Source organism: Mesorhizobium sp. M1227 (assembly GCF_040318315.1).
GTDB lineage: Bacteria > Pseudomonadota > Alphaproteobacteria > Rhizobiales > Rhizobiaceae > Mesorhizobium.
This window is the reverse complement of record NZ_JAMYLZ010000008.1, coordinates 57,333-78,295: the sequence shown is the minus strand read 5'-3', so window position 1 is coordinate 78,295 and position 20,963 is coordinate 57,333. Positions and strand designations below refer to the sequence as shown.

Genomic DNA, 20,963 nt, shown 5'->3' with positions numbered 1-20,963 from the left:
GCACAAAATCCAAAATGTCGGCGCGTCCCCTTGCTTCACTGGACGCGCAGCATGCCGGCCGCGGCCCCCGAATCAAACTGCCGGAGCCTCGCGGCCCCGGCAGCATCGCATCGCTTCGCTCAGGCAGCCAGACCTGTTTGGCCCGGCTTGCCTGCCCTTACTGGTTCAACACGGCCTTTTGCGGATTCGGCGGGAACGCCGGATCGGTCTTCTGGCCGCGCAGCAGCTGCTCGGCATAGATGAGCTGCAAATCGTCCTTCGGTTCCGGCGGCACATAGGCTGCCGAACCCGAACCGGTCGTGCTTTCGTCGGCGCCCTTGATATGGCCCTTGAGGTCCGATTCGCCGCGCGTCAGGTCCCTGCCCTGCAGTTCCGCCGGCAGCGGCTGGTCGACCTTGATGTCGGGCGTGATGCCCTTGCCCTGGATCGACTTGCCGGACGGCGTGTAATAGAGCGCCGTCGTCAGCCGCAGCGCCCCGTTCTCGCCAAGCGGAATGATGGTCTGCACCGAACCCTTGCCGAAGGACTGCGTGCCGACCACCGTGGCGCGGCGCAGATCCTGCAGCGCGCCGGCGACGATTTCCGAGGCACTGGCCGAGCCGCCATTGACGAGCACGATCAGCGGCTTGCCGCCGATGTCGTCGCCGGCCCGCGCGTCGAAGCGGGTGACGTCCTTCGGATCGCGGCCGCGCGTCGAGACGATCTCGCCACGGTCGAGGAAGGCATCCGACACGCTCACCGCCTGGTCGAGCAAACCGCCCGGATTGAGACGCAGGTCGAGCACGTAGCCCTTGAGCTTGTCGTTCGGCACCTGCTTCTTGATGGTGTCGATGGCATTCTCGAGGTCGTCATAGGTTTTTTCGGTAAAGGAGGTGATCTTCATGTAGCCGATGTCGTTTTCGACCCGGAACTTGACCGCCTTGACCTTGATGATATCGCGCACGACGGTCAGTTCGATCGGCTTGTCGGCGCCCTGGCGCAGGATGGTGAGCTTGATCGGCGTATTGACCAGCCCGCGCATCTTCTCGACGGCGTCGTTGAGCGTCAGGCCGCGGACCTCCTCGCCGTCGATCTTGGCGATATAGTCGCCGGCGAGCACGCCTGCCTTGGCGGCCGGCGTATCGTCGATCGGCGTGATCACCTTGACCAGGTCGTTCTCCATGGTGACCTCGATGCCGAGGCCGCCGAATTCGCCCTTGGTCTGCACGCGCATGTCCTGCGCTTCTTCGGCATTCATGTAGGAGGAGTGTGGGTCGAGCGACGACAGCATGCCGTTGATGGCATTTTCAACCAGCGACTTGTCGTCGGGCGGCGTCACATAATTCGCCCGTACCCGTTCGAAGATATCGCCGAAGATCGCCAGTTGCTTATAGGTCTCGGAGCCCGCAGCTTTCGCTGTCGAGCCGGGCGCGCCATAGACCAGGCTCATCGCCGATGCACCCATCAGCGCACCGGCAAACAGAAGCGACAGTTTCCGCATCATTCACGTCCTTCCAGAAAAACGGTCCGCCCACCATGGGGCCGGATCGACGGGTTTTCCATCCTTGCGGAACTCGACATAGAGCTCCGGCGTGGCATTTCCATTCTTCGATGCCGAGGTGCTCGCCACCCGGGCCTCTCCCATCGCGCCGACCGGCTCACCTGCGAGCACCGACTGGCCAGACGCGACGCTGATTCTGCTCATCCCCGCCAGGACGACATGATAGCCGTCACCCGCATTCAGGATCAAGAGTTGACCGTAAGAGCGGAAAGGCCCCGCATAAAGCACATTTCCATCCGCCGGCGCTGTGACGATGGCTCCCGATTGTGTCGCAACCATGTCACCGAGCATCACCGCGCCGTTACCGTCGTTGGCCCCGAAGCGCCGCTTGATCCTGCCGGTGACCGGTAGCGCGATCTGCCCTTGAAGCGCGGAAAACGGCGCGGCAGCGGTGAGCCTGTTGCTCTCCGGCACCGGCAGCGAGGCCAATTCCGTCGGCGCCGCAGCCGATGCCGGGCCCTTGTCGGCGTCGGCCGTCTTTTGCTCGGCTGCCTTGGCCGCATCCGCCGCCTTGCGGGCTCTGTCGGCCTCGAGCGAGGCGATCAGTTCTTTCAGGCTGCCGGCCTTGGCCGCCAACGTCGCGGACCGCTGCTTTTCGGCGGCCAGCGCGGTTTGCGTATCGGCGGCGAGCTTCTGCTTGGCTTCGAGCAGCATGCCGAGCCGCTTTTTTTCCGCCGCCTGCTCGCCGACAGCTGCCGTCAGCCGCGCCCGCTCGGCCTCGATCGAGGCCGTCACCCGCGACTGCTCCTTGAGGTCGGCCAGCAACATGTCGGTCTGCTGGCGCAGTTCCGGCACCACGGCACCGAGCAGGATGGCGCTGCGCACCGACGACAATGCGTCCTCCGGCTTGACCAGGATCGCCGGCGGCGGATTGAGCCCCATGCGCTGCAGCGCGCCGAGCACTTCGGCCAGAACGTCGCGTCTGGCGGCCAGTGAGGCGCGGATCTTCTGCTCCTGCGCCTTCAGCCCTTCCAGCTTGCCGCCAATGTCCTCGATGTCCTGGCCGAGCTTCTGCTCGGTCATCGCCGACTGGATCAGCGCCGCGGTGATCGAGGCGTGGTCCTTCTTGACAGCCGCTATGTCGGCGGCGAGCTTGGCCAGCCGCTCGGACGACAGCGTGATCTCTTTCGATACTTTTTCGTATTCGGCGCGGCTCTGGTCCGGGTCGGGCGCCAGGTCGAGCGTGTTCTCGGCCCGCGCGACGCCGAGCGAAAGCGCGATCGTCGCCACGGCGATGCCGTAGCGCACGCGCCAGGAGCCCGTTCGTGATTTCCAGTCTTCAGACATTGAAGCCCAACTCTATGCGCGGCTTCGTTAACGAACCATCAACCATGTTCGAGCCCCGGCCGCCATCCGCAAACCCCATGAGCCCAAACTGTCGATGAGCATTGGGGCAAAAATCCGGGCGGCTGGCATCAATTCGCCGATGGAGCCGAGTTCATGAACGATGGTAGGGGTGACCGGAAAGGATCGTGGCCGCCCGGTAAAGCTGCTCGCCCAGCATCACGCGGACCAGCTGATGCGGCCAGGTCAGCGCGCCGAGCGACACCGTCAGATCAGCCAGGTCGCGCAGCGACTGGTCATGGCCGTCGGCGCCGCCAATGGCGATCACCACCGCCTTGCGCCCGCCATCGCGCAGCGAACCTATGCGGCCGGCGAAATCCTCGGAGGAAAGGTTCTTGCCGCGCTCATCCAGCAGCATCAGCGCCGTGCCCGGTTGCAAGTGCGTCTGCAGCTTCTGGCCTTCCTCGCGCCGGCGCTCATTGGCCGTCTGCGCGCGACCTTCCGCAATCTCGACGATCCCGGCGAATTCGAGGCCTACGGCAGGACCGCTCCTGGCAAAACGCTCGAAATAGCGGTCGGCCAACTGCTTCTCGGGGCCGGCTTTCATTCGGCCCACGGCATGAACCGTAATCTTCATCCCTGCCTCGAAGAGCCGCTGATGCATGTCGGACAACGACATGCATCAAGACGAATACGGCTCAGTGGAGGGTCTCCTCCTCGAGATCGGGCGCTTGCCACATCTTTTCGAGATTGTAGAAGTCGCGGACCTCGGGACGGAAGACATGGACGATGATGTCGCCCGAATCGATCAGGACCCAGTCGGCGCCAGCCAGCCCCTCGACGCGCGCCGTGCCGAGCCCGGCATCCTTGAGCGCCTTGAGGAGATGATCGGCAACAGCCGAGACATGACGGTGCGATCGGCCCGATGCGACGACCATGTAGTCGCCGAGGCTCGATTTCCCCTGAATGTCGATTGAGACGATATTTTCGGCCTTGGAGTCTTCCAGACTGGCAAGGACTGTCTTGATGGCGCGGGACACGGCGTCGTTTACGCTGATCCCGGCCGGCGAAGGCACGATGTCGGCCTTCTTCCGCAGTGCTGTTCTCAGTGTATTTCCTTTCGCAGCAAGAACAACCAAATCACCTCTGAAATCAGGTGACACTGCTTAGATAGGCAGAGTTAGGTTGCAGTTTCAAGACACCGCTCACAAGCAGACGCCCGGTAACGGCCGAATATCCGGCTTTTCGGGCCAGAAAATCGGAACCGCCTCGCCCCGCAGCGGTTATCGGCTCATCCACGAACCGGAATCCCGACATGCCGATCGATCCCCAGAACGCCCTCCTCACCGTGCAATCCGGCCTTGCGCAACTCAGCACGCTGATCGTCTCCTACTCGCTTTCGGCGGTCGGCGCCGTCATCCTGCTGGTCATCGGCTACATCGTCGCCGGCCTCGCCGAGCGTTCGATCTATGCCGGCCTCGGCCATATCAGCGGCTTCGACGAAACGCTCCGCCATTTCTTCTCGCAGGTCGTCCGCTACGCCATCCTGGGACTGGTCGTGATCATGGTTCTCGGCCAGTTCGGCGTGCAGACGGCTTCGATCATTGCCGCTATCGGTGCCGCCGGCCTGGCCATCGGCCTGGCGCTGCAAGGCACGCTGCAGAACATTGCCGCCGGCATCATGCTGCTGGCGCTGCGGCCGTTCCGCATCGGCGAATATGTCGAAGTCGGCGCGATATCCGGCACCGTCGAGGAGATCGGGCTGTTTGCCACAACGCTGAGGACGGTCGAAGGCGTCTACGTGCTTGCACCCAACTCGACCCTGTGGAACCAGCCGGTCCGCAACTTCACCCGCAACGGTGTGCGGCGCGGCGACATCACGCTCAGCATCGGCTCCTGGAACGACATCGATTTTGCGCAGAAGACCATGCTTGGCGTTGCCGCCGCCGACCGGCGCGTCAGGCGGCAGCCTGCGCCGATCGCCTTTGTCGCGACCGTCGGCGACAGCACCGTCGCCATCAGCTTGCGCTACTGGACGGCGGCTGCCGATTTCTTCGCCGCCCAGATCGACCTCACCAAAGGGGTCAAGCAGGCGTTCGATGCCGAAGGTCTTTCAATTCCGGCGCCGGCGCCGCAAGCGCCGCAGCCGGAGGCCCCAGCCACGCAGCAATAGAGCGTTGCAGCCAGCTGGCAGGATGCCCCTCAAAGCTCTCCGCGCCCGCGCTGATCTTCAGGCGCGAAGGCGAGATCGACAGGCAACGGCGCCTGCGCCGTCATTGGCGCGAAACTGCCGGTCTCGGTGGCGGGCACCGGCCGCACCATGACGACGCGCCAGAGAACGAACAGGCAGTAGGCGGCGGCAATGACGATTGCCACATAGATGAAGGCCTGCGTGCCGTAGACGGCGGAAAGTCCGGTCACAATGCCGGGTACGACGAAGCCGGAAAGCGACCAGGCAAACAAAAGCGAGCTCGACAGCGCCACCATGTCGTCCTTGCCGGCGCGGTCACCGGCATGGGCGCTGGCCAGCGAGTAGATCGATTCCGAGGCGCCGTCCCAGACCACATAGATGACAAGCAGAGCCGCCAGCGCGCCGCCGTCGAAACCGAGGGCAAACACGCCCGCCGCGGCGGCAAGCGCCGACGCCGCGATCAGCACAAAGCGCCGGTCGGTGCGGTCGGAAATCCAGCCGAGCGGAATCTGCAGGATCAGCGTGCCGACCGGCATTGCCGAAAGCAGCAAGGCGACGTCGGCCTGGCTGTAGCCCTTGGTCGTGGCATGGATCGGCGCAAAACCCGAGATCGTCATCGACAGGCCGCCGACGGCAAGCATGCCGGCGACGCCGACCGGGGAGATCCGCCAGGCGCGACCGAGCGCCACGGAAGCCGCTTGCGGCGCCGGCGGCTGCGCGAGCCGCGTCAGCCCGACGGGAAGGATCGACAGCGCGGTAAAGGCAATGCCGATCAGCGGCGCATCGGCCGCGCGGATATCGATCAACGCCAGCGTCGAATAACCGACGCCGAGCCCGGCGACATAGGCAACGTAGAAGATGGCCATGACCCGGCCGCGGATGGCGTTGGCGACGACATCGTTCAGCCAGCTCTGCGCGACGATGAACAGGCCGCATATGGCAAAGCCGTAGAGTGCCCGTGCAGCGATCCATGGCAAGGGGTGCGGCCCGGCGCCGACCGCGGCGTTGGACAGCACGATCAGTGCCGACAGCACCATGAACACGCGGGCATGGCCGACACGCCGCACCAGCGGCCCGGTCAGGATGCAGCCGGCAAGGCCGCCAGCCGAAAGGCCGGTGACGATCAGCCCCGCCCATGTCGGATCGAAGCCCTCGGCGCCGAGCCGGACTGGGATATAGGCGAACATCAGCCCATTGCCGACGGCGATCAGCGCCATCGACAAGAGGATGCTGGCAATGGCGATCGACGGCGCCGGCTGCCCTAGACCGTTCTTGTCCTGGTCGCGCGCGAGAATCGTCATGACCGAGGATCGCCCATCAAGCAGGTCAAGGCAGCGGCAAAAGCGACATCACCGGACTTGCCTTCCGCGCCGGTTCAGCCCTTTGCCACCTTGCGGATCGCGCTCGACGACAGCGACGAACGCGGGCCGTGGATGAAGGTCCAGGCCGGCGCCGTCATGCGGGCGAGCCGCGGTGCGTCGCCTTCGTCGACGCGGGCATAGTCGAAGGTCTTGGCGACCACCGACGACAGGAACGACAGCGTCGCACCCGGCCGGTCGACCACCGCGATCGGAAACGTCATCACGATGCGGCGCCAGCGCTGCCAGCGGTGGAAGTCGCGAAGCGAGTCGGCGCCCATGATCCAGACGAAATCGACGCCCGGGTTCCGCGCCTTGACCAGCGCCAGCGTGTCGGCGGTGAAGCGGACGCGGTGGGCCGCCTCGAAGGCGGTGACCTTGATCTTCGGGTTCTTGGCGATCTTTTCGGATAGCTGCAGCCGCTCAGCCAGCGGCGCCAGGTCTCCGGCGTTCTTGAGCGGGTTGCCGGGCGTCACCATCCACCACAATTGGTCGAGCGCAAGCCGTCTGAGTGCGATCTCGGCGACCAGCGCATGGCCGGCATGCGGCGGGTTGAACGAACCGCCGAACAGCCCGACCGCCACGCCTTTCCCGGCATGCGGCATGTGCAGATAGTGGGAGGATACGGATTCCTTACCCTCCTCCTTGTGAGGAGGGTCGATCCGCGAAGCGGAGCGGGGTGGGGGTGTTGCAGAGTTCAGCGTCGCACCCCCACCCGGCTCGCGATGCTCGCCACCCTCCCCACAAGGGGGAGGGTAAGACCGGCGCTCAAGGCCTCACCTGTCCCGACCCGCGTACGCGGTATTTGAACGAGGTCAGTTGCTCGACGCCGACCGGCCCGCGTGCATGCATCTTGCCTGTGGCGATGCCGATCTCGGCGCCCATGCCGAACTCGCCGCCATCGGCAAACTGGGTCGAGGCGTTGTGCAGAAGGATCGCCGAATCGACCTCGTTGAAGAACCGGTCGACCGCTGTGGCGTCCTCGGCGATGATCGCCTCGGTGTGATGCGAGGAAAACGTCTCGATATGCTCGATGGCGCCGGCGACGCCGTCGACCAGCTTCACCGCAATGATCGCGTCCAGATACTCGGTCACCCAGTCTGCATCGGTCGCGGGCTGGGCATCGGCATAAAGCCTCAGCGCCTCGGCATCGGCATGGATCTCGCAGCCTGCCGCCCGCAAGGCCTCGAGGATCGGCACCAGATGCGTGCCGGCGGCGGCACGATCGACCAGCAGCGTCTCGGCAGCACCGCACACCCCGGTGCGCCGCATCTTGGCATTGACCGCGATCTTGACCGCCATGTCGAGATCGGCCGATCGGTCGATATAGAGATGGCAGATGCCCTCGAGATGCGCGAAGACCGGCACCCGCGCCTCGCTCTGCACACGCTCGACCAGGCTGCGGCCGCCGCGCGGAATGATGACCTCGAGATTGCCTGAAAGCCCTTTCAGCATTTCGCCGACGGCGGCGCGATCGGTAGTCGGCACCAGCTGGATGGCATCCTCCGGCAGCCCGGCTGCCTTCAGCCCCTCGACCAGGCAGGCATGGATAGCGGCGGAAGAGTTGAGCGAATCCGAGCCGCCGCGAAGGATTACTGGATTGCCCGCCTTGAGGCACAGCGCGCCGGCATCCGCGGTAACGTTCGGCCGGCTCTCGTAAATGACGCCGACGACGCCGAGCGGCGTGCGCACCCGTTCGATATGCAGGCCGTTCGGCCGGTCCCAAGCCGCGATGACATCCCCAACCGGATCGCCGAGTGCGGCGATTTCGCGAATACCGTCTGCCATTGCGCGGATGCGCGCCGGATCGAGCTTCAGCCGATCCATCGACGCTGCCGATAGGCCAGCCTCCCTGCCATTTCTGATGTCGATGGCATTGGCGTCGAGGATGTCCTGCTCATGCCGAAGGATCGCCTGAGCCATGCCGAACAGCGCCGCGTGCTTGCGCTCGGCCGCAGCTATGGCCAGCGGGCGGGCCGCGGCACGCGCGCGGCGGCCGATATCGGCCATCAGCGCCACGGTATCATCCCGGGATTTTTCATGCAGCGTCAGCATGGCTCATCCTCCGCTATGTAACCTGGTCACCGACTACTTGCTCGCCACCGGCATGGCTCACCACAAGATCGTCGCGGTGGATCATCGCCGAACGCGCCTCGTAGCCGAGCACGGTTTCGATCTCGGCCGTCTTCAGGCCAGCGATCCTTACGGCATCGGCGGCATCATAGGCAACCAGCCCGCGCGCGATCTCGCGGCCCTCGGGCGACAGGATCGCCACCGTGTCGCCACGCGCAAAATTGCCGCTGACCAGTTTGACGCCGGCCGGCAGCAGCGACTTGCCGGAGAGCAGCGCGCCGATGGCGCCGGCATCGACGGTCAGCCGTCCTGCAGGTTCGAGCTGCCCGGCGATCCAGGTCTTGTAGCCCTTGACCGGATTGGCGCTCGGCCGGAAGAAGGTGGCACGCTCGCCGCGCTCGATTGCCAGCAGCGGCGACAGCCGCGTGCCCGATGTGATGATCATGGCGGTGCCGGCGGCGGTCGCGATCTTGCCGGCGTCGAGCTTGGTGCGCATGCCGCCGCGCGACAATTCCGAAGCAGCGGCACCCGCCATCGCTTCGATGTCGGGAGTGATGCGGTCGACGACCTGAATGAATCGAGCTTGCGGGTCACGCGCCGGCGGTGCCGTGTAGAGCCCGTCAATGTCGGAGAGCAGCACCAAAAGGTCGGCGCCCATCATGGTGGCGACGCGCGCCGCCAGCCGGTCGTTATCGCCATAGCGGATTTCGGAGGTGGCCACCGTATCGTTCTCGTTGATGACCGGCACCGCCTTCATCTTGAGCAGTGTCGAGATCGTCGCCCGCGCGTTGAGATAGCGGCGGCGCTCTTCGGTGTCGCCGAGCGTCAGCAGGATCTGGCCCGATTTCAAGCCATTCTTGCCGAGCGCATCCGACCAGGCGCCGGCTAAGGCGATCTGCCCGACGGCAGCAGCAGCCTGGCTCTCCTCGAGCTTCAGCGCCCGCTTGCCGAGGCCGAGGATGGTGCGGCCGAGTGCAATCGCCCCGGAAGACACGACGAGAATTTCGGCGCCGCCACTGGCCAGCACGGCGATGTCGTCCGCCAGCGAGGCCAGCCAGTCGCGCTTCAGGCCCGTCGTGCGGTCGACAAGCAGCGCCGAGCCGATCTTGACGGCAATGCGCCGATAATTTTTCAGCGATTGCGCGGCCATGGCTATGTGTTCCAGCGCGTCTCGACCGGCGCGGCGACAGCCTCGCGCGCGTCCGCCACCACCCCCATCAGCGCGCGCAGCACCGCTTCGACGCCTTCGCCGGTGACTGCCGAAAGCAGCATCGGCGCGCGGCCGGCGGCACGTTTCAGCGAGGCGGTCTTTTTCTTGCGTGCGTCGGCATCGAGTATGTCGACCTGGGAAAGCGCGACGATTTCGACCTTGTCGGTCAGCCCATTGCCGTAGGCTTCGAGCTCGGCACGCACAGTCTTGTAGGCATTGGCCGGATTTTCTTCCTGCGCCGAGACAAGATGCAGAAGGACACGCGTGCGCTCGACATGGCCAAGGAAGCGGTCGCCGATGCCGACACCTTCATGCGCGCCTTCGATCAGGCCCGGGATATCGGCAATGACGAATTCGCGACCGTCGATGCGTGCCACGCCAAGGCCGGGATGCAGCGTGGTGAAGGGATAGTCGGCGATCTTCGGCTTGGCCGCGGTGACCGCCGCCAGGAAGGTCGACTTGCCGGCGTTGGGCAGCCCGACGAGGCCGGCATCGGCGATCAGCTTCAGCCTGAGCCAGATGTTGAGCTCTTCGCCCGGCAGTCCGGGATTGGCGCGGCGCGGCGCCTGGTTGGTCGAGGTCTTGAAGTGCTGGTTGCCGAAGCCGCCATTGCCGCCCTTGGCCAAAAGAAAGCGCTGGCCGACGACCGTCAGATCGCAGATCAGCGTCTCGTTGTCCTCGGCAAAGACTTGCGTTCCGGCCGGCACTTTCAGCGTCACGTCGGCACCCTTGGCGCCGGTCATGTTGCGGCCCATGCCGTGCGTCCCGGTCTTGGCCTTGAAATGCTGCTGGTAGCGATAGTCGATCAGCGTGTTCAGCCCATCGACCGCCTCGACCCAGACATCGCCGCCGCGACCGCCGTCGCCGCCGTCCGGGCCGCCGAACTCGATGAACTTTTCGCGCCGGAACGACACCGAACCGGCGCCGCCGTCGCCGGAGCGGATGTAGACCTTGGCTTGATCGAGAAATTTCATCGGATTGTATGGTTTCTGCTATTGGCTTTGCGGGATTGCTCTAAACCAAGGCGGGTCGAAGGGCGAGGGCCGTTTTTGCTACTGTAACGTCGCGCGTAGCTCTGGACGCGTACCATTTGGTTGACCCTTGCCGAAAAATCGATCCTCGGCTTTCCAAGCGCGAGATGTCGGAATGAAACTGGTAACTTACAATATCCACTACGGCGTCGGTCTCGACGCCCGCTACGATGTCGGCCGTATCGCCGATGCCGTGCGCGGCGCCGACGTGATCGCGCTGCAGGAGGTCACCCGCGCCAACCCGAAGAATGGCGGCCGCGACATGGTGGCCGACCTCGGCGAGGCGCTGCCCGACTATTTTGCCGTCTACGGCAGCAATTTCGAAGCCGACGCCGGCTCGCGCCTGGAGAACGGCCGCGCCATCACGACCACCTTCCAGCTCGGCAACATGGTGCTGTCGAGGACGCCGATCCATCTGTCGCGCAATCTCCTTTTGCCGCGCAGCCGCAGTGTCGAGGCGATGAACTTCCAGCGCGGCGCGCTGGAGGCGCTGGTCGAAACGCCGCTTGGTCCGATCCGCTTCTATTCCACCCATCTCGACCATCGCAGCCCGGTTGAACGCCTGAGCCAGATCCGCTTTCTGCGCCAGCGCCTGTTGAACTACCCGCTCGAGGGCGGCGGGCTCTCCGGCGTCGCCGAGATCGGCTTGCCGGACCTGCCTTGTCCCGAAGCCTTCGTCGTCATGGGCGACTTCAACATGCTGGCCGGATCGCCGGAACATGTCGAACTCGCCGGCCAGCCTGACCATGAATTCGGCATGCCGGTGACCGCCGACCTCGCCGTCGATGCTGCCACGCGCCTCGGCGCCGCCGGCGCCGATCTCGTCACCTGGGTCGACCCCAAGCGGCCGGGCGATACCAGCCGCTACAAGCGCATCGACTACGTCTTCACCAGCGCCTCGCTTGCCAAATCGCTGAGGCGCCTGTGGGTCGACCGGCAAGCGGCCGGTTCGGATCACTTGCCGGTCTGGCTCGAGATGACGTGAGCCGCATCCATCAAAAATGCACCCAGTTCCGCAGGCTGGTCCAGGTCTTGCGATCGAGGCGGTAGCGTTCGACCGGCACCTGACCGGCAACGATCGAATTCAGCATGCCCTGGCCGGCATACTGGAAGCCGCATTTGTGGATGACCCGGCGCGAGGCCGGATTGATAACCCGCGTCGAGGCGTGCAGCACCTGGATCGTGGTTCTCTGGAAGGCAAGATCGACCAGTGCGTGCGCTGCTTCCGTCGCGTAGCCGCGCTTCCAGTACGGCTCGCCGATCCAGTAGCCAAGCTCCAGCCCGCGATCCGTGGTGTTGAGCCCGGCACAGCCGACGAAGGTCTCGGTGCCGGCCAGCGTCAACGCATAGGCGATTCCGGCCCGGCGCGATGCCGTCATGGCCAGGAAAGCGCGTGCCTCCGCCTCGCCATAGGGATGCGGCATGCGAGCCAGCATTTCCGCGACATGGCGGTTGTCGGCGAGCGCCACCAATTGCTCGATGTCGCTTTCACGCGGGGCACGCATGACCAGCCGCTCGGTCGCGAGCACCGGGCAATCTATCGTGTAACTTTCGTCGTCTGTCGCTTCCGCTTCGGCAACCATATCAAAGTCCTCCAGGCACAAGAAAAAGGGGAGATGGAAACCCATCTCCCCTGATCCATTTCCTGGCTTGGCCAGACACCGGTCCCGAGATGGGTGCCGGTGTTCTCGTGCGGAACCGGCTACTCCGCTGCCTTCGTCATCGGGTTCACCGATACGTAGGTTCGGCCATTGGCTTTTTTGTTGAAGGTGACTGCGCCAGCTTCGAGCGCAAACAGCGTGTGGTCCGTGCCAATGCCGACATTGGTGCCGGGATGCCACGTCGTGCCACGCTGACGAATGATGATGTTGCCCGGAATCACGGCTTCGCCGCCGAACTTCTTCACGCCGAGCCGCTTGGAATGGGAGTCGCGACCATTGCGCGACGATCCGCCAGCTTTCTTGTGTGCCATCTAACTACTCCGATGCGCCGCGAGGCGCCTAAACGATCTTATGAACGCGTTCGCGTTCCGTTTCAAGTCCGATCCGGCGACGATTGCGTCGGTTCGTTCTACTTCTTCGCCAATTCCTTGGCCTGCTCACGCCAGTCCTTGATCTGGTCGGCGCTGAACGGCATGTGCTCGTCGATCTTGGCGACGTCCTTGTCGGACAGCTTGGCGATCTGGGCAAAGGTGGTGATGCCCTGTTCGTTGAGCTGGCCGGCGGCGACCGGGCCGATGCCCTTGATCACGGTCAGGTCGTCCGGCTCGCCCTTCGGCGCCTTGAACAACGGTGCGGCGGCTTCGGCAGCCTTGTCCTCGGTCGTCTCGGCCTTGGCTTCCTTCTTCGGCGCAGCCTCTGCCTTCGCTGCTGCCTTCGGCGCGGCTTCAGCCTTCGCCTCGGTCTTGGCTGCAACTTCAGCCTTCGCTTCGGTCTTGGCGGCGGCCTTCTTCGCCGGCTTGGCGCCACCCAGCAGGATTTCAGCAATCCTGACGGTGGTCAAAAGCTGGCGATGGCCGATCTTGCGGCGCGAATTCTGCCGGCGGCGCTTCTTGAAGGCGATGACGGTGCGGTTCTTGCCTTGCTCGACGACTTCGGCGGTGACCATCGCACCATCCACGAACGGTGCGCCGAACGTGACGTTTTCGCCCTCGCCATGCGCGAGCACACTACCGATCTCGACGATGTCGCCGACATTGGCTTCGAGTTTTTCGATCTTCAGGAGATCGTTGGCGGCAACGCGATACTGCTTGCCGCCCGTTTTGATGACTGCGAACATTTTTTGCCTTTCGCTGTTCGGTCGGCCTTGATGAACCGCCACAGGCGGTTCGGCCGTCTTTTTGTCAGTCTGCGGGTTCAAAAAACAAGCGGCGCGGAAGATCCCTCCACGCCGATTGCGCGCTGTCCCTAACCGAAGGTTCGGCTTGAGTCAAGGCAAGCGCCGCGGGCAAGCTGCGAATGGGTTGAGCCCAGACCTTGCAAATATCGAGCAGTGACCACCGGAGCCTCGAAGAAGCATGGACAGAAGCTGCGGCGCCGGGGCAGATTGGCCCTTGTAACCTGCCTGTCCAGCCGTTATCTAGTGCGCCGCGCCGGCAACGGCGGACCATGACCGCGGAGAGGTGGCAGAGTGGTCGAATGCACCGCACTCGAAATGCGGCATGGGTGCAAGCCCATCGGGGGTTCGAATCCCTCCCTCTCCGCCACTTCGCAATGTGTCCATTCCGGACCCATAGGTAACAGCATCTCTCATCGCGCCGGTAATGGCTTAAGATGGCACGCTATGCAGCCTTCCGCCGCAATTGGCTCACGCTCAGCCACACCGCCGAAACCAGGAAATACAGGGCGCCTACTGCGGCATAGCCGGCCACGTTGGAGATCGATGGCGGCATCGGCATCCGCGTCTGCGCGATGAAAAACGTGCCTGCCAGTGCTGATTGCCCTCCGCTCAGGATCATCGCCCACTGCGCACCAGAGCTCTTCCAACGGCGGACGGCGGTGCCGAGTTGAAGCAGGCCGGACAGGATCGCCCATAGGCCGAACACGCCGAGCACCCGGTTCATGCTCATCTTCAGCGCAACAATGATCGCGAGCGTTGTCGCCACACTGACCACGACGTTGATGGTCTGGGTGCGATTCTGTCCCAATCCTCCGCTGCGCGATGCGTCGACGAAATTGGCCAGGGCATCCCATGCAGGATAAGCCACGAGCAAAACCGCCGCGACCACCCCGGAATTCTGTCCCACCGTAAAGGCAGCCGCCACCCAGACAGCCGAGAACGCCGTCCGAGCGAAGTAATAAAGCTTGAACCATTGTTCCTGGCTGGCGCGGGAAAGATCGCCATCGTGAATCGTCATTGGATCATCCTCTCGACTAGTAGGTAGGGACTCTCGACGAACGTCGCAGAGTGATTGCTATTATGGTTAGTTGAGATCTAGGCCCGCATCCGGGGGGGAAGCGCGGAGCCGCTCCAGGAGCGGGCCCGTCACGACGGCGAATGCCTTCGGATCGCCATAGGCCCGTGCTGAAAGCATCGCGCCGTGAACGGTCGCCATGAACGCTTCAGCCTCGGCACGAGGGGTACTCATCAGTCGAAATTGGCCGTGCCGCGCACCGCGCTCCAGCACCGATGTAAGCCAAGCCGACAGCGAGCGGAAATGCGCCCGGACCTCAAGGCCAACTTCCTCGGGCAGCACGGGGAGCTCGCTTGCCAACAGCGCGCAGATACAAAACGGGGCGCTGGCGTTCGCGATGCAGGCTTCCCAATACCCGGCATAGATCCGCAACTGTTCGAGCGGATCGGATTCGTGAAGTTCGACATTTGCCATCCCCGCTTCAGTTTCTTCGCGATACCGCGCAACCAGCGTCCGAACCAGATCGACCTTGCTTGGGAAATGGTGATGAATGCTCGCCTTACGGATCCCGACCACTTCAGCGATGTCGGCATAACTGAATCCGTTGTAGCCGCCAGCCACGATCAGTGAACGTGCACAAGCCAGGATGTCGTCAGAGGTGGTATACAAGTTGCTCATGCTTTTACCTACCTTCTGGTAGGATGGCAGTCAAGCCTCCTTGCAACGCGAGTAGCGTGAAATTGCGTGGCTATGGCGTAGACCTCATTCGATCTTCATTGTTTTCGGCCCGCCATCCATTCAGAAAGCTCCGGGTGTTTGTCGATCGAGGTAGCCATCCCACTTCGAGGACGAGGCAACACCCTTCGGCCGACCGGGCCACCGCTAATCGCCGTGCGGCACTAGGCGTTTGCACCGACTGCGCTATCTCCCCATCGTCAGCTTGTTCTATCGCTGGTTGAAGACTGGGAGGTTTCCATGGATCGGCGACTATTTTTGACAGGAATGTTTGGCATTGCCGGGGCCGCGGCCCTTGCAAGCACAGTTCGGCCAATCAACGCAGTGGCCGGCGTTCCAACTGCCAGAAGCGGCATTCTCGATGAACTCGAGGCGCCGGATGTCGAGACCTTCGACGACGACGAAACTCAAGCGGAGTTGCAACCAGTCTATCATCGCGGGTGGCATATGCCGCGCCGGCGCCGCCGGCGCGCCTGGAGAAGGGTCTGTCGCGTTTACTGGCGAAACGGCTATCGGCGCAGGCGGTGCTTCCGCAGGCGCGTCTGGGTCTGGTTTCGATTCTAGCAACTGGCCGGCTTGAACCCCGGCCATCGCGGCCGGGGTTTTCGCCTCAGGCGGCCGTTAGCGCCCGTAGGGAGCTTTCCTAAGGGCGCGGAGGAGGCTGACGGTGTTTGCAGGTTTCAGAGCCACCAGCCTACGACTGGACGATACGACGATTTTCGCAAGGGTCGGAGGCACCGGCCCGCCGCTGCTGCTTCTTCACGGTTTTCCAGAAACGCATCTGATGTGGAGGGATATCGCCGCAGCCTTGGCGCTCCGCTTCACGGTCGTCGCCGCCGACCTTCGAGGCTATGGCCAAAGCGGATGCCCGGTTTCCTCTGCCGATCATAGCCCGTACGCCAAGCGCGCCATGGCCGGCGACATGGTTCAGGCCATGAAGCAAGTGGGGTTTGAGCGGTTCATGGTTGCCGGGCATGATCGCGGCGGGCGGGTTGCCTATCGCCTGGCGCTCGACCATCCCGACAACGTGCTCAAAATCGCCGTCCTCGACATCATCCCCACCGCCGCAACATGGGATCGGGCGGATGCCAGACTGGCGCTTGGCTTCTGGCCCTGGAGCCTTCTTGCCCAGCCGGAGCCCCTGCCGGAGCGTCTGATCGGCGCGGCTCCCGATGCTGTCGTCGACGATGCAATAACGCAGTGGGGATCGTCGGCGAAAATTGTCTCCAAAGAGGTCAGGAACGCCTATGTTGATGCGCTTCGCGATCCCGCGCATATTCATGCCATCTGCGAAGAGTATCGCGCCGCTGCGACGATCGATCGTGAACAGGACGCGTTGGACCACGCAAACGGTCGTCGCATCGACTGTCCGCTACTGGCGCTATGGAGTGGCGAAGGCGCCCTGGAGAACTGGTATGCGCAAGAAGGCGGGCCGCTGGCCATCTGGAGGAAATGGGCCGACAGAGTGGCAGGACGCGCTGTCCAAGGCGGGCACTTTTTCCCGGAAGAGCACCCCGACAAGACGGCAGCGGCTCTCTCGGAATTCTTTGACGACAAACAGGTCGGTCAGCACAGAGTATTGTAGAGGTCACATGCTTCAGTTACGCGGAACCTCGCGAGTGCTTCGCGGCCCCAGATCGAGAACCCTCCGTAAATCCGCCCGTCCGGCATCAATGTGCTTGATAAGGGAATGAAGGCGATCTCCACGGCCGCGCCTCTGATATGCAGCCTCATGTTTGTCGGAAGTTGCGCATCGCCTTTGCCGGCATCCTTTGATGCTGCGAAATACGACAAGATGAGTTGCGTCGAGCTCAACGTGGCGATAGGCGCGGTCGCCGACGAAATGTCGGCGACAGCCATCGCTCGTGGCAAAGTCGTCCACACCAACATTCCGGGCTGGCTGTTGGGAGGGCAGCGTGTCGCCTCGACCGTAGCTGCCCGCCAGAGTGCGAAGATCGAGCGCTTGCGGCGGCAGGAGGCTGCGATTGCAGCGGCGAGACGAAGCCGGTGCTAATCGTCTCTTAGCCGTTCGATAAATCGCCTCTTATGGATATGCCGATCGCGGATCGCCTGCAGCCTGCGAGCAAAATCGTGGGTCGTGCCACATTCCTCGGCGATTGCCTTGAGGTCGAGCAGAAGGCTGGCGGCCTCATCGTAGCCGGGAGGGTTGCGGCGTTCGATCTCGTTCTCCACCTCACGCCAGACGCTTTCGCCGCGCCGCGAGAGCGCATCGAGCCGAATACGGCGGGCGCGCGCCTCTTCCGCCGCCTGCCGTTTTCTTTCAGCCTCTCGTTGCTCCTCCTGCGCGTGCTCGCGGGCCTGACGGATCGCCTCGGCACGGGCTCGCAGTTCGCCGGCCGAGCGCGGAACAGTGGCCATGGGGCTTCCAACAGAGACTTTCAACATCGAGCGATTCCGGACGAACGCCCGAAGCTCGTTTTCAACATGCCGATCGCCGTCGACGAGACGAACGAGCAGCGTCGTCTTTTCATGATCGGACAAGGCGCCGACTGAACGCCGGACCATATCCGGCGACAATTCCGTTGTCGCGCCGGCGGGACGCTCGCCCGCCGCAGCGACGAGGTCGGCGTCGAGCTGAAAGAAGCGCGCGAAAGCGTCGAGCGCGGGCGTCATCGGGCCGATCCCCGGCAAAGGCTCCGCCTCGTCCGGCTTGACGGAACCGATCTCGGCCGCCTTCAGCCACAGCAGGTAGAAAAGCCTCAGATCGCCGCCGAGCACGTCGGCGCGCAGCGGCGCGAGTGCTTCGAGCCAGTGCGAGTCGTCGTCCCAATTATCCCAATCGTCCGCAGGTTCCAGTTCTTCGCACAGGATGTCGACGATCAGGTTCTCGCCGGACGTGCTGATCTCGAGGCAATCGACCGCATGTAGGAATCCCTCGAGACGCTGCCGGTCGATTAATCGCGCTGGAAACCGGATCATCAGCCGGTGGGTGCCCCAATTCGCCAAATAGAGATGAAGATCGAACCAACGCCGCATCAACGCGACCGGATCGCCTTTGAAGTCGCCCCACTCGTAGAAATTCGTGAAGCTCGTGGCCGTAATCCGCGCCCGCGTCGACACATCGCGCAAGTCCCGGCGATCCGCTTCGCTGAGTGGGCGGTCGACCGCCCGAAACTCGTAGTATTGATATTCGCTCATGGTTGCTTGGCTGCTGGCCGATCCTCGTCCCACAGGTCAGTTCAGGATAGAGCTGTGTCGAGATCGAACTCGCCCCGTCTGGCCCTTTCTGCACAGGAATTTGCCGTTTGTGCGGATGAACCGTTGAAAGGCAGCCGGCCTGTCGTAGATTTGGCAAGCGCGAACGGCAGCGAGGACGCCATGAAGAAGGAAGAACTGGACTCCGTCCTTGGCTCGACGAGTTGTCGAGATTGACAGCGCCGGTCACAAATCCTTGGCGCCATGTCGGACGCAATGATCCGTGTCCCTGTGGAAGCGGCAAGAAAGCAAAGAAATGCTGCCTGGCAAACTAACCTGTTGCAGTGTCGCGCAATTGCGAGTTTTGATTTTTGGCTACCCTCACGCCGATCCACCGGATTGATGCGCAGCGATCGCGCCGAGGAATATCTCGCCGAAATCCTTGAGCTTGGCGGCGCCGACGCCGTTGACCGCGGCGAAGGCGTCCAGATCACGCGGGCAGCGTTCGGCCATATCGATCAGTGTACGATCCGAAAAGATCACGAAGGCCGGCACCTGGCGTTCCCGGGCAAGACGCAGCCGTACAGCCTTGAGCGCCGCCAGCAGCGCCGAATCCAGACCTTCCGTGCCTGCTGCGGTATCCTCAGGACGTATCTTGCCTCGCGATGACTGGCGCGCGTCCAAGCGATACCGGAATGAAGCCTCGCCCCGGGCCAGCGCACGGCCCTTCTCGGCAATGGCGAGGCCGCCATGGCCGGCTGAGTCCAATGTCAGGAACCCTCCCGCGACGAGTTGGCGGAGCAGCGACAGCAAGAGATTCTTCTTATGCGCCACACCGGTGCCAAAGCTGGCAAGCCTGTGGTGATTCCTGGCCAGGACCTTCTCGGTTTCATGGCCGAGCAGGACATCGACGACATGGGCAGCACCAAAGCGCTCGCCGGTCTGTGCGATCGCCGCCAGGATGATCCGCGCCTCCGCCTCGCCATCCGCATGCGGCGCCTGGTCGAGGCAGTTGTCGCAATTGCCGCAAGGCGAAGCACTTTCGCCGAAATAGCCAAGCAGGATCTGACGGCGGCACTGCGTCGTCTCGCAATAACCGATCAGCGTATCGAGTCGGCCATGCGCGCGCCTTTTGTGCTCAGCCGGCGCATCCTCGTCTTCGATGAAAAGCCGCCGCATGCGTATATCGCCGAGACCGAACAGCATATGTGCCTCGGCCGCCCGCCCGTCGCGGCCCGCCCGCCCGATTTCCTGATAATAGGCCTCCAAGCTGCCCGGCAGGTCGGTGTGGAAGACATAGGCGACATCCGGCTTGTCGATCCCCATTCCGAAGGCGATGGTCGCCACCATCACCACGCCGGACAAGGTCATGAAAGCATTTTGATTCGCTTCACGCGCGTCCTTGCTCATGCCGGCATGATAGGCGAGCGCGCGTACGCCGCTGCGCTCGAGGAACGCCGCCATCTCTTCGGTCTTTTTGCGTGACAGGCAATAGACGATCCCGCTGCGGCCGGTATGGCGCTGCACGAAGCCGAGCAGTTGGCGCTTGCTGTCCTGCTTGGGCTCAATGCTTAGCTTGATGTTCGGCCGGTCGAAGCCGAGCACCACGGTATCGACGCGCCCGTCGAACAGTTGCGCGGCAATGTCGGTGCGCGTCGTCTCGTCCGCCGTCGCCGTCAGCGCAATGATCGGCACTTTCGGGAAGATATCACGTAGTCTCGACAATTCTTCGTATTCGCGCCGGAACGCCGGTCCCCATTGCGAGATGCAATGTGCCTCGTCGATGGCGATCAGCCGGACATCGAGCTTGGTCAACGCCTCGAGCATTCGCACCGTCATTAGCCGCTCCGGTGCAAGATAGAGCAGGCGCGTCTGGCCTGCCGCGACACGGCGCCATCCAGCGACATTGGCATCGCGGTCGAGCGAGGAATTGATCGTATCGGCCGCCACGCCGGCAAGGCGCAATGCGGCGACCTGATCCTGCATCAGGGCCACCAGCGGCGAAACGACAATGGTGAGCCCGCCCAGCACCAGCGCCGGGACCTGGTAGCAGAGCGATTTGCCGGCGCCGGTCGGCATGACAGCCAGCACATGGTGCCCGGCCAGCAGCGCCTCCATAACAGGCGCCTGGCCGGGACGAAAATCATCGAAACCGAATACATCCCTGAGGACGCGCCGCTTGGAATCCTCTGCCGGGATGCTCGCTGCTGCCTGCATTACAGAACTTTCGGGGATACGACCTGCCGAAATTCCCCGGCGAATCGCCAGGTGATTGCCTGGACAGCAGATTCGAACATTTATCGACCCCTCTGGTCCTGTCCGCGGCACCGCCTGAGGCGAACTTCTCTCTCATTGGCCGATATCAGACCGTCGTTCCAGCCCCTATTCGCTTTGGCTGTGAATATCGCACCGCCCCGGAGCGGTTAATCCTATCTTCACCATCATTCGGCAGGTTCAGGTTCTGCGGTGATGTTTTGAGTACCGCGGCGCCACAAGCGCCCAGGCAACACGCCCGCGTCTCTCCGGAGGCGC

At 63.6% G+C, this 20,963-nt stretch carries 20 protein-coding genes, 1 tRNA gene and 1 pseudogene; 6 read left to right on the top strand and 16 right to left on the bottom strand.

Going from position 1 to position 20,963, the window contains the following annotated elements:
* Nucleotides 1-157 precede the first annotated feature (157 nt).
* The 4 genes from NKH28_RS13125 to rsfS all read right to left on the bottom strand — a co-directional run bounded on the left by NKH28_RS13125 (nucleotide 158) and on the right by rsfS (nucleotide 3,900).
* Nucleotides 158-1,483: a S41 family peptidase gene (locus NKH28_RS13125; protein WP_023678065.1), complete on the bottom strand. Its 1,326-nt coding sequence runs from the start codon at nucleotides 1,481-1,483 to the stop codon at nucleotides 158-160.
* On the bottom strand, nucleotides 1,484-2,827 hold the full coding sequence (locus tag NKH28_RS13120) for a murein hydrolase activator EnvC family protein (protein ID WP_352450875.1): 1,344 nt from the start codon (nucleotides 2,825-2,827) through the stop codon (nucleotides 1,484-1,486). It abuts the gene before it with no gap.
* Nucleotides 2,828-2,978: 151 nt separating this feature from the next.
* The gene (gene rlmH / locus NKH28_RS13115) at nucleotides 2,979-3,461 is read right to left on the bottom strand and encodes a 23S rRNA (pseudouridine(1915)-N(3))-methyltransferase RlmH (protein WP_352613317.1); all 483 of its coding nucleotides are present in this window, start codon (nucleotides 3,459-3,461) and stop codon (nucleotides 2,979-2,981) included.
* A 61-nt stretch (nucleotides 3,462-3,522) separates the two neighbouring features.
* The gene (gene rsfS, locus NKH28_RS13110) at nucleotides 3,523-3,900 is read right to left on the bottom strand and encodes a ribosome silencing factor (RefSeq protein ID WP_023678068.1); all 378 of its coding nucleotides are present in this window, start codon (nucleotides 3,898-3,900) and stop codon (nucleotides 3,523-3,525) included.
* Nucleotides 3,901-4,139: 239 nt separating this feature from the next.
* Between rsfS and NKH28_RS13105 the strand changes: the two genes are divergently transcribed.
* Nucleotides 4,140-4,997, top strand: coding sequence for a mechanosensitive ion channel family protein (locus NKH28_RS13105; RefSeq protein WP_352979119.1), 858 nt, complete (start codon nucleotides 4,140-4,142; stop codon nucleotides 4,995-4,997).
* A 29-nt stretch (nucleotides 4,998-5,026) separates the two neighbouring features.
* On the opposite strand, the gene NKH28_RS13100 is transcribed toward NKH28_RS13105, so the two are convergent.
* From NKH28_RS13100 to obgE, 5 genes are all read right to left on the bottom strand, one after another.
* Nucleotides 5,027-6,316, bottom strand: a complete 1,290-nt coding sequence (locus NKH28_RS13100; protein WP_352979117.1) for an MFS transporter — start codon at nucleotides 6,314-6,316, stop codon at nucleotides 5,027-5,029.
* A gap of 74 nt (nucleotides 6,317-6,390) precedes the next feature.
* Nucleotides 6,391-6,978 carry a nicotinate-nucleotide adenylyltransferase gene (locus tag NKH28_RS13095; RefSeq protein WP_031212055.1) on the bottom strand — a complete coding sequence of 196 codons (588 nt, stop codon included), beginning with the start codon at nucleotides 6,976-6,978 and terminating at the stop codon, nucleotides 6,391-6,393.
* A gap of 163 nt (nucleotides 6,979-7,141) precedes the next feature.
* Nucleotides 7,142-8,428 (bottom strand): glutamate-5-semialdehyde dehydrogenase, encoded by a 1,287-nt coding sequence (locus NKH28_RS13090; RefSeq protein WP_352979115.1) that lies wholly within the window; start codon nucleotides 8,426-8,428, stop codon nucleotides 7,142-7,144.
* Nucleotides 8,429-8,441: 13 nt separating this feature from the next.
* Nucleotides 8,442-9,596, bottom strand: coding sequence for a glutamate 5-kinase (proB, locus tag NKH28_RS13085; RefSeq protein ID WP_352979113.1), 1,155 nt, complete (start codon nucleotides 9,594-9,596; stop codon nucleotides 8,442-8,444).
* 2 nt (nucleotides 9,597-9,598) lie between these two features.
* Nucleotides 9,599-10,630 (bottom strand): GTPase ObgE, encoded by a 1,032-nt coding sequence (gene obgE / locus NKH28_RS13080; RefSeq protein WP_352979111.1) that lies wholly within the window; start codon nucleotides 10,628-10,630, stop codon nucleotides 9,599-9,601.
* A 172-nt stretch (nucleotides 10,631-10,802) separates the two neighbouring features.
* Here obgE and NKH28_RS13075 point away from each other — a divergent pair, with 172 nt between their 5' ends.
* Complete coding sequence (locus tag NKH28_RS13075) at nucleotides 10,803-11,672, top strand: endonuclease/exonuclease/phosphatase family protein (protein ID WP_352979109.1); 870 nt, start codon at nucleotides 10,803-10,805, stop codon at nucleotides 11,670-11,672.
* Nucleotides 11,673-11,682: 10 nt separating this feature from the next.
* On the opposite strand, the gene NKH28_RS13070 is transcribed toward NKH28_RS13075, so the two are convergent.
* The 3 genes from NKH28_RS13070 to NKH28_RS13060 form a co-directional block, all read right to left on the bottom strand.
* Nucleotides 11,683-12,270, bottom strand: a complete 588-nt coding sequence (locus NKH28_RS13070) for a GNAT family N-acetyltransferase (RefSeq protein ID WP_352471260.1) — start codon at nucleotides 12,268-12,270, stop codon at nucleotides 11,683-11,685.
* Nucleotides 12,271-12,389: 119 nt separating this feature from the next.
* Nucleotides 12,390-12,659: a 50S ribosomal protein L27 gene (rpmA, locus tag NKH28_RS13065; protein ID WP_023678077.1), complete on the bottom strand. Its 270-nt coding sequence runs from the start codon at nucleotides 12,657-12,659 to the stop codon at nucleotides 12,390-12,392.
* Nucleotides 12,660-12,757: 98 nt separating this feature from the next.
* Nucleotides 12,758-13,465: a 50S ribosomal protein L21 gene (locus NKH28_RS13060; protein ID WP_352471261.1), complete on the bottom strand. Its 708-nt coding sequence runs from the start codon at nucleotides 13,463-13,465 to the stop codon at nucleotides 12,758-12,760.
* A 337-nt stretch (nucleotides 13,466-13,802) separates the two neighbouring features.
* Here NKH28_RS13060 and NKH28_RS13055 point away from each other — a divergent pair.
* Nucleotides 13,803-13,892, top strand: a tRNA-Ser gene (locus NKH28_RS13055).
* Between the two features lie 75 nt (nucleotides 13,893-13,967).
* Here the strand turns inward: NKH28_RS13055 and NKH28_RS13050 are convergent.
* The gene (locus NKH28_RS13050) at nucleotides 13,968-14,543 is read right to left on the bottom strand and encodes a DUF308 domain-containing protein (RefSeq protein ID WP_352979107.1); all 576 of its coding nucleotides are present in this window, start codon (nucleotides 14,541-14,543) and stop codon (nucleotides 13,968-13,970) included.
* Between the two features lie 66 nt (nucleotides 14,544-14,609).
* Complete coding sequence (locus tag NKH28_RS13045) at nucleotides 14,610-15,218, bottom strand: TetR/AcrR family transcriptional regulator (protein ID WP_352979105.1); 609 nt, start codon at nucleotides 15,216-15,218, stop codon at nucleotides 14,610-14,612.
* Nucleotides 15,219-15,942: 724 nt separating this feature from the next.
* Here NKH28_RS13045 and NKH28_RS13040 point away from each other — a divergent pair.
* Nucleotides 15,943-16,860 (top strand): alpha/beta fold hydrolase, encoded by a 918-nt coding sequence (locus NKH28_RS13040; protein WP_352979103.1) that lies wholly within the window; start codon nucleotides 15,943-15,945, stop codon nucleotides 16,858-16,860.
* Nucleotides 16,861-17,034: 174 nt separating this feature from the next.
* A complete protein-coding gene (locus NKH28_RS13035) occupies nucleotides 17,035-17,289 on the top strand; it encodes a hypothetical protein (RefSeq protein WP_352979101.1) in 255 nt (84 codons plus the stop codon).
* On the opposite strand, the gene NKH28_RS13030 is transcribed toward NKH28_RS13035, so the two are convergent.
* A complete protein-coding gene (locus NKH28_RS13030; protein ID WP_352979099.1) occupies nucleotides 17,286-18,434 on the bottom strand; it encodes a hypothetical protein in 1,149 nt (382 codons plus the stop codon). The two genes, NKH28_RS13035 and NKH28_RS13030, sit on opposite strands and share 4 nt — an antisense overlap.
* A gap of 239 nt (nucleotides 18,435-18,673) precedes the next feature.
* Between NKH28_RS13030 and NKH28_RS13025 the strand changes: the two are divergent.
* Nucleotides 18,674-18,766, top strand: a pseudogene (locus NKH28_RS13025) (SEC-C metal-binding domain-containing protein); the annotation flags it as partial.
* Between the two features lie 46 nt (nucleotides 18,767-18,812).
* Here the strand turns inward: NKH28_RS13025 and recQ are convergent.
* Nucleotides 18,813-20,648 (bottom strand): DNA helicase RecQ, encoded by a 1,836-nt coding sequence (recQ, locus tag NKH28_RS13020; RefSeq protein ID WP_352979098.1) that lies wholly within the window; start codon nucleotides 20,646-20,648, stop codon nucleotides 18,813-18,815.
* Nucleotides 20,649-20,963 lie beyond the last annotated feature (315 nt).

Excerpts from the sequence above, each read along its gene's own strand:
- NKH28_RS13125 (WP_023678065.1), bottom strand. The coding sequence starts at position 1,483 with ATGATGCGGAAACTGTCGCTTCTGTTTGCCGGTGCGCTGATGGGTGCA.
- NKH28_RS13120 (WP_352450875.1), bottom strand. The coding sequence starts at position 2,827 with ATGTCTGAAGACTGGAAATCACGAACGGGCTCCTGGCGCGTGCGCTAC.
- rlmH (WP_352613317.1), bottom strand. The coding sequence starts at position 3,461 with ATGAAGATTACGGTTCATGCCGTGGGCCGAATGAAAGCCGGCCCCGAG.
- NKH28_RS13105 (WP_352979119.1), top strand. The coding sequence starts at position 4,140 with ATGCCGATCGATCCCCAGAACGCCCTCCTCACCGTGCAATCCGGCCTT.
- NKH28_RS13100 (WP_352979117.1), bottom strand. The coding sequence starts at position 6,316 with ATGACGATTCTCGCGCGCGACCAGGACAAGAACGGTCTAGGGCAGCCG.
- NKH28_RS13095 (WP_031212055.1), bottom strand. The coding sequence starts at position 6,978 with ATGCCGCATGCCGGGAAAGGCGTGGCGGTCGGGCTGTTCGGCGGTTCG.
- NKH28_RS13090 (WP_352979115.1), bottom strand. The coding sequence starts at position 8,428 with ATGCTGACGCTGCATGAAAAATCCCGGGATGATACCGTGGCGCTGATG.
- proB (WP_352979113.1), bottom strand. The coding sequence starts at position 9,596 with ATGGCCGCGCAATCGCTGAAAAATTATCGGCGCATTGCCGTCAAGATC.
- obgE (WP_352979111.1), bottom strand. The coding sequence starts at position 10,630 with ATGAAATTTCTCGATCAAGCCAAGGTCTACATCCGCTCCGGCGACGGC.
- NKH28_RS13075 (WP_352979109.1), top strand. The coding sequence starts at position 10,803 with ATGAAACTGGTAACTTACAATATCCACTACGGCGTCGGTCTCGACGCC.
- NKH28_RS13070 (WP_352471260.1), bottom strand. The coding sequence starts at position 12,270 with ATGGTTGCCGAAGCGGAAGCGACAGACGACGAAAGTTACACGATAGAT.
- rpmA (WP_023678077.1), bottom strand. The coding sequence starts at position 12,659 with ATGGCACACAAGAAAGCTGGCGGATCGTCGCGCAATGGTCGCGACTCC.
- NKH28_RS13060 (WP_352471261.1), bottom strand. The coding sequence starts at position 13,465 with ATGTTCGCAGTCATCAAAACGGGCGGCAAGCAGTATCGCGTTGCCGCC.
- NKH28_RS13050 (WP_352979107.1), bottom strand. The coding sequence starts at position 14,543 with ATGACGATTCACGATGGCGATCTTTCCCGCGCCAGCCAGGAACAATGG.
- NKH28_RS13045 (WP_352979105.1), bottom strand. The coding sequence starts at position 15,218 with ATGAGCAACTTGTATACCACCTCTGACGACATCCTGGCTTGTGCACGT.
- NKH28_RS13030 (WP_352979099.1), bottom strand. The coding sequence starts at position 18,434 with ATGAGCGAATATCAATACTACGAGTTTCGGGCGGTCGACCGCCCACTC.
- recQ (WP_352979098.1), bottom strand. The coding sequence starts at position 20,648 with ATGCAGGCAGCAGCGAGCATCCCGGCAGAGGATTCCAAGCGGCGCGTC.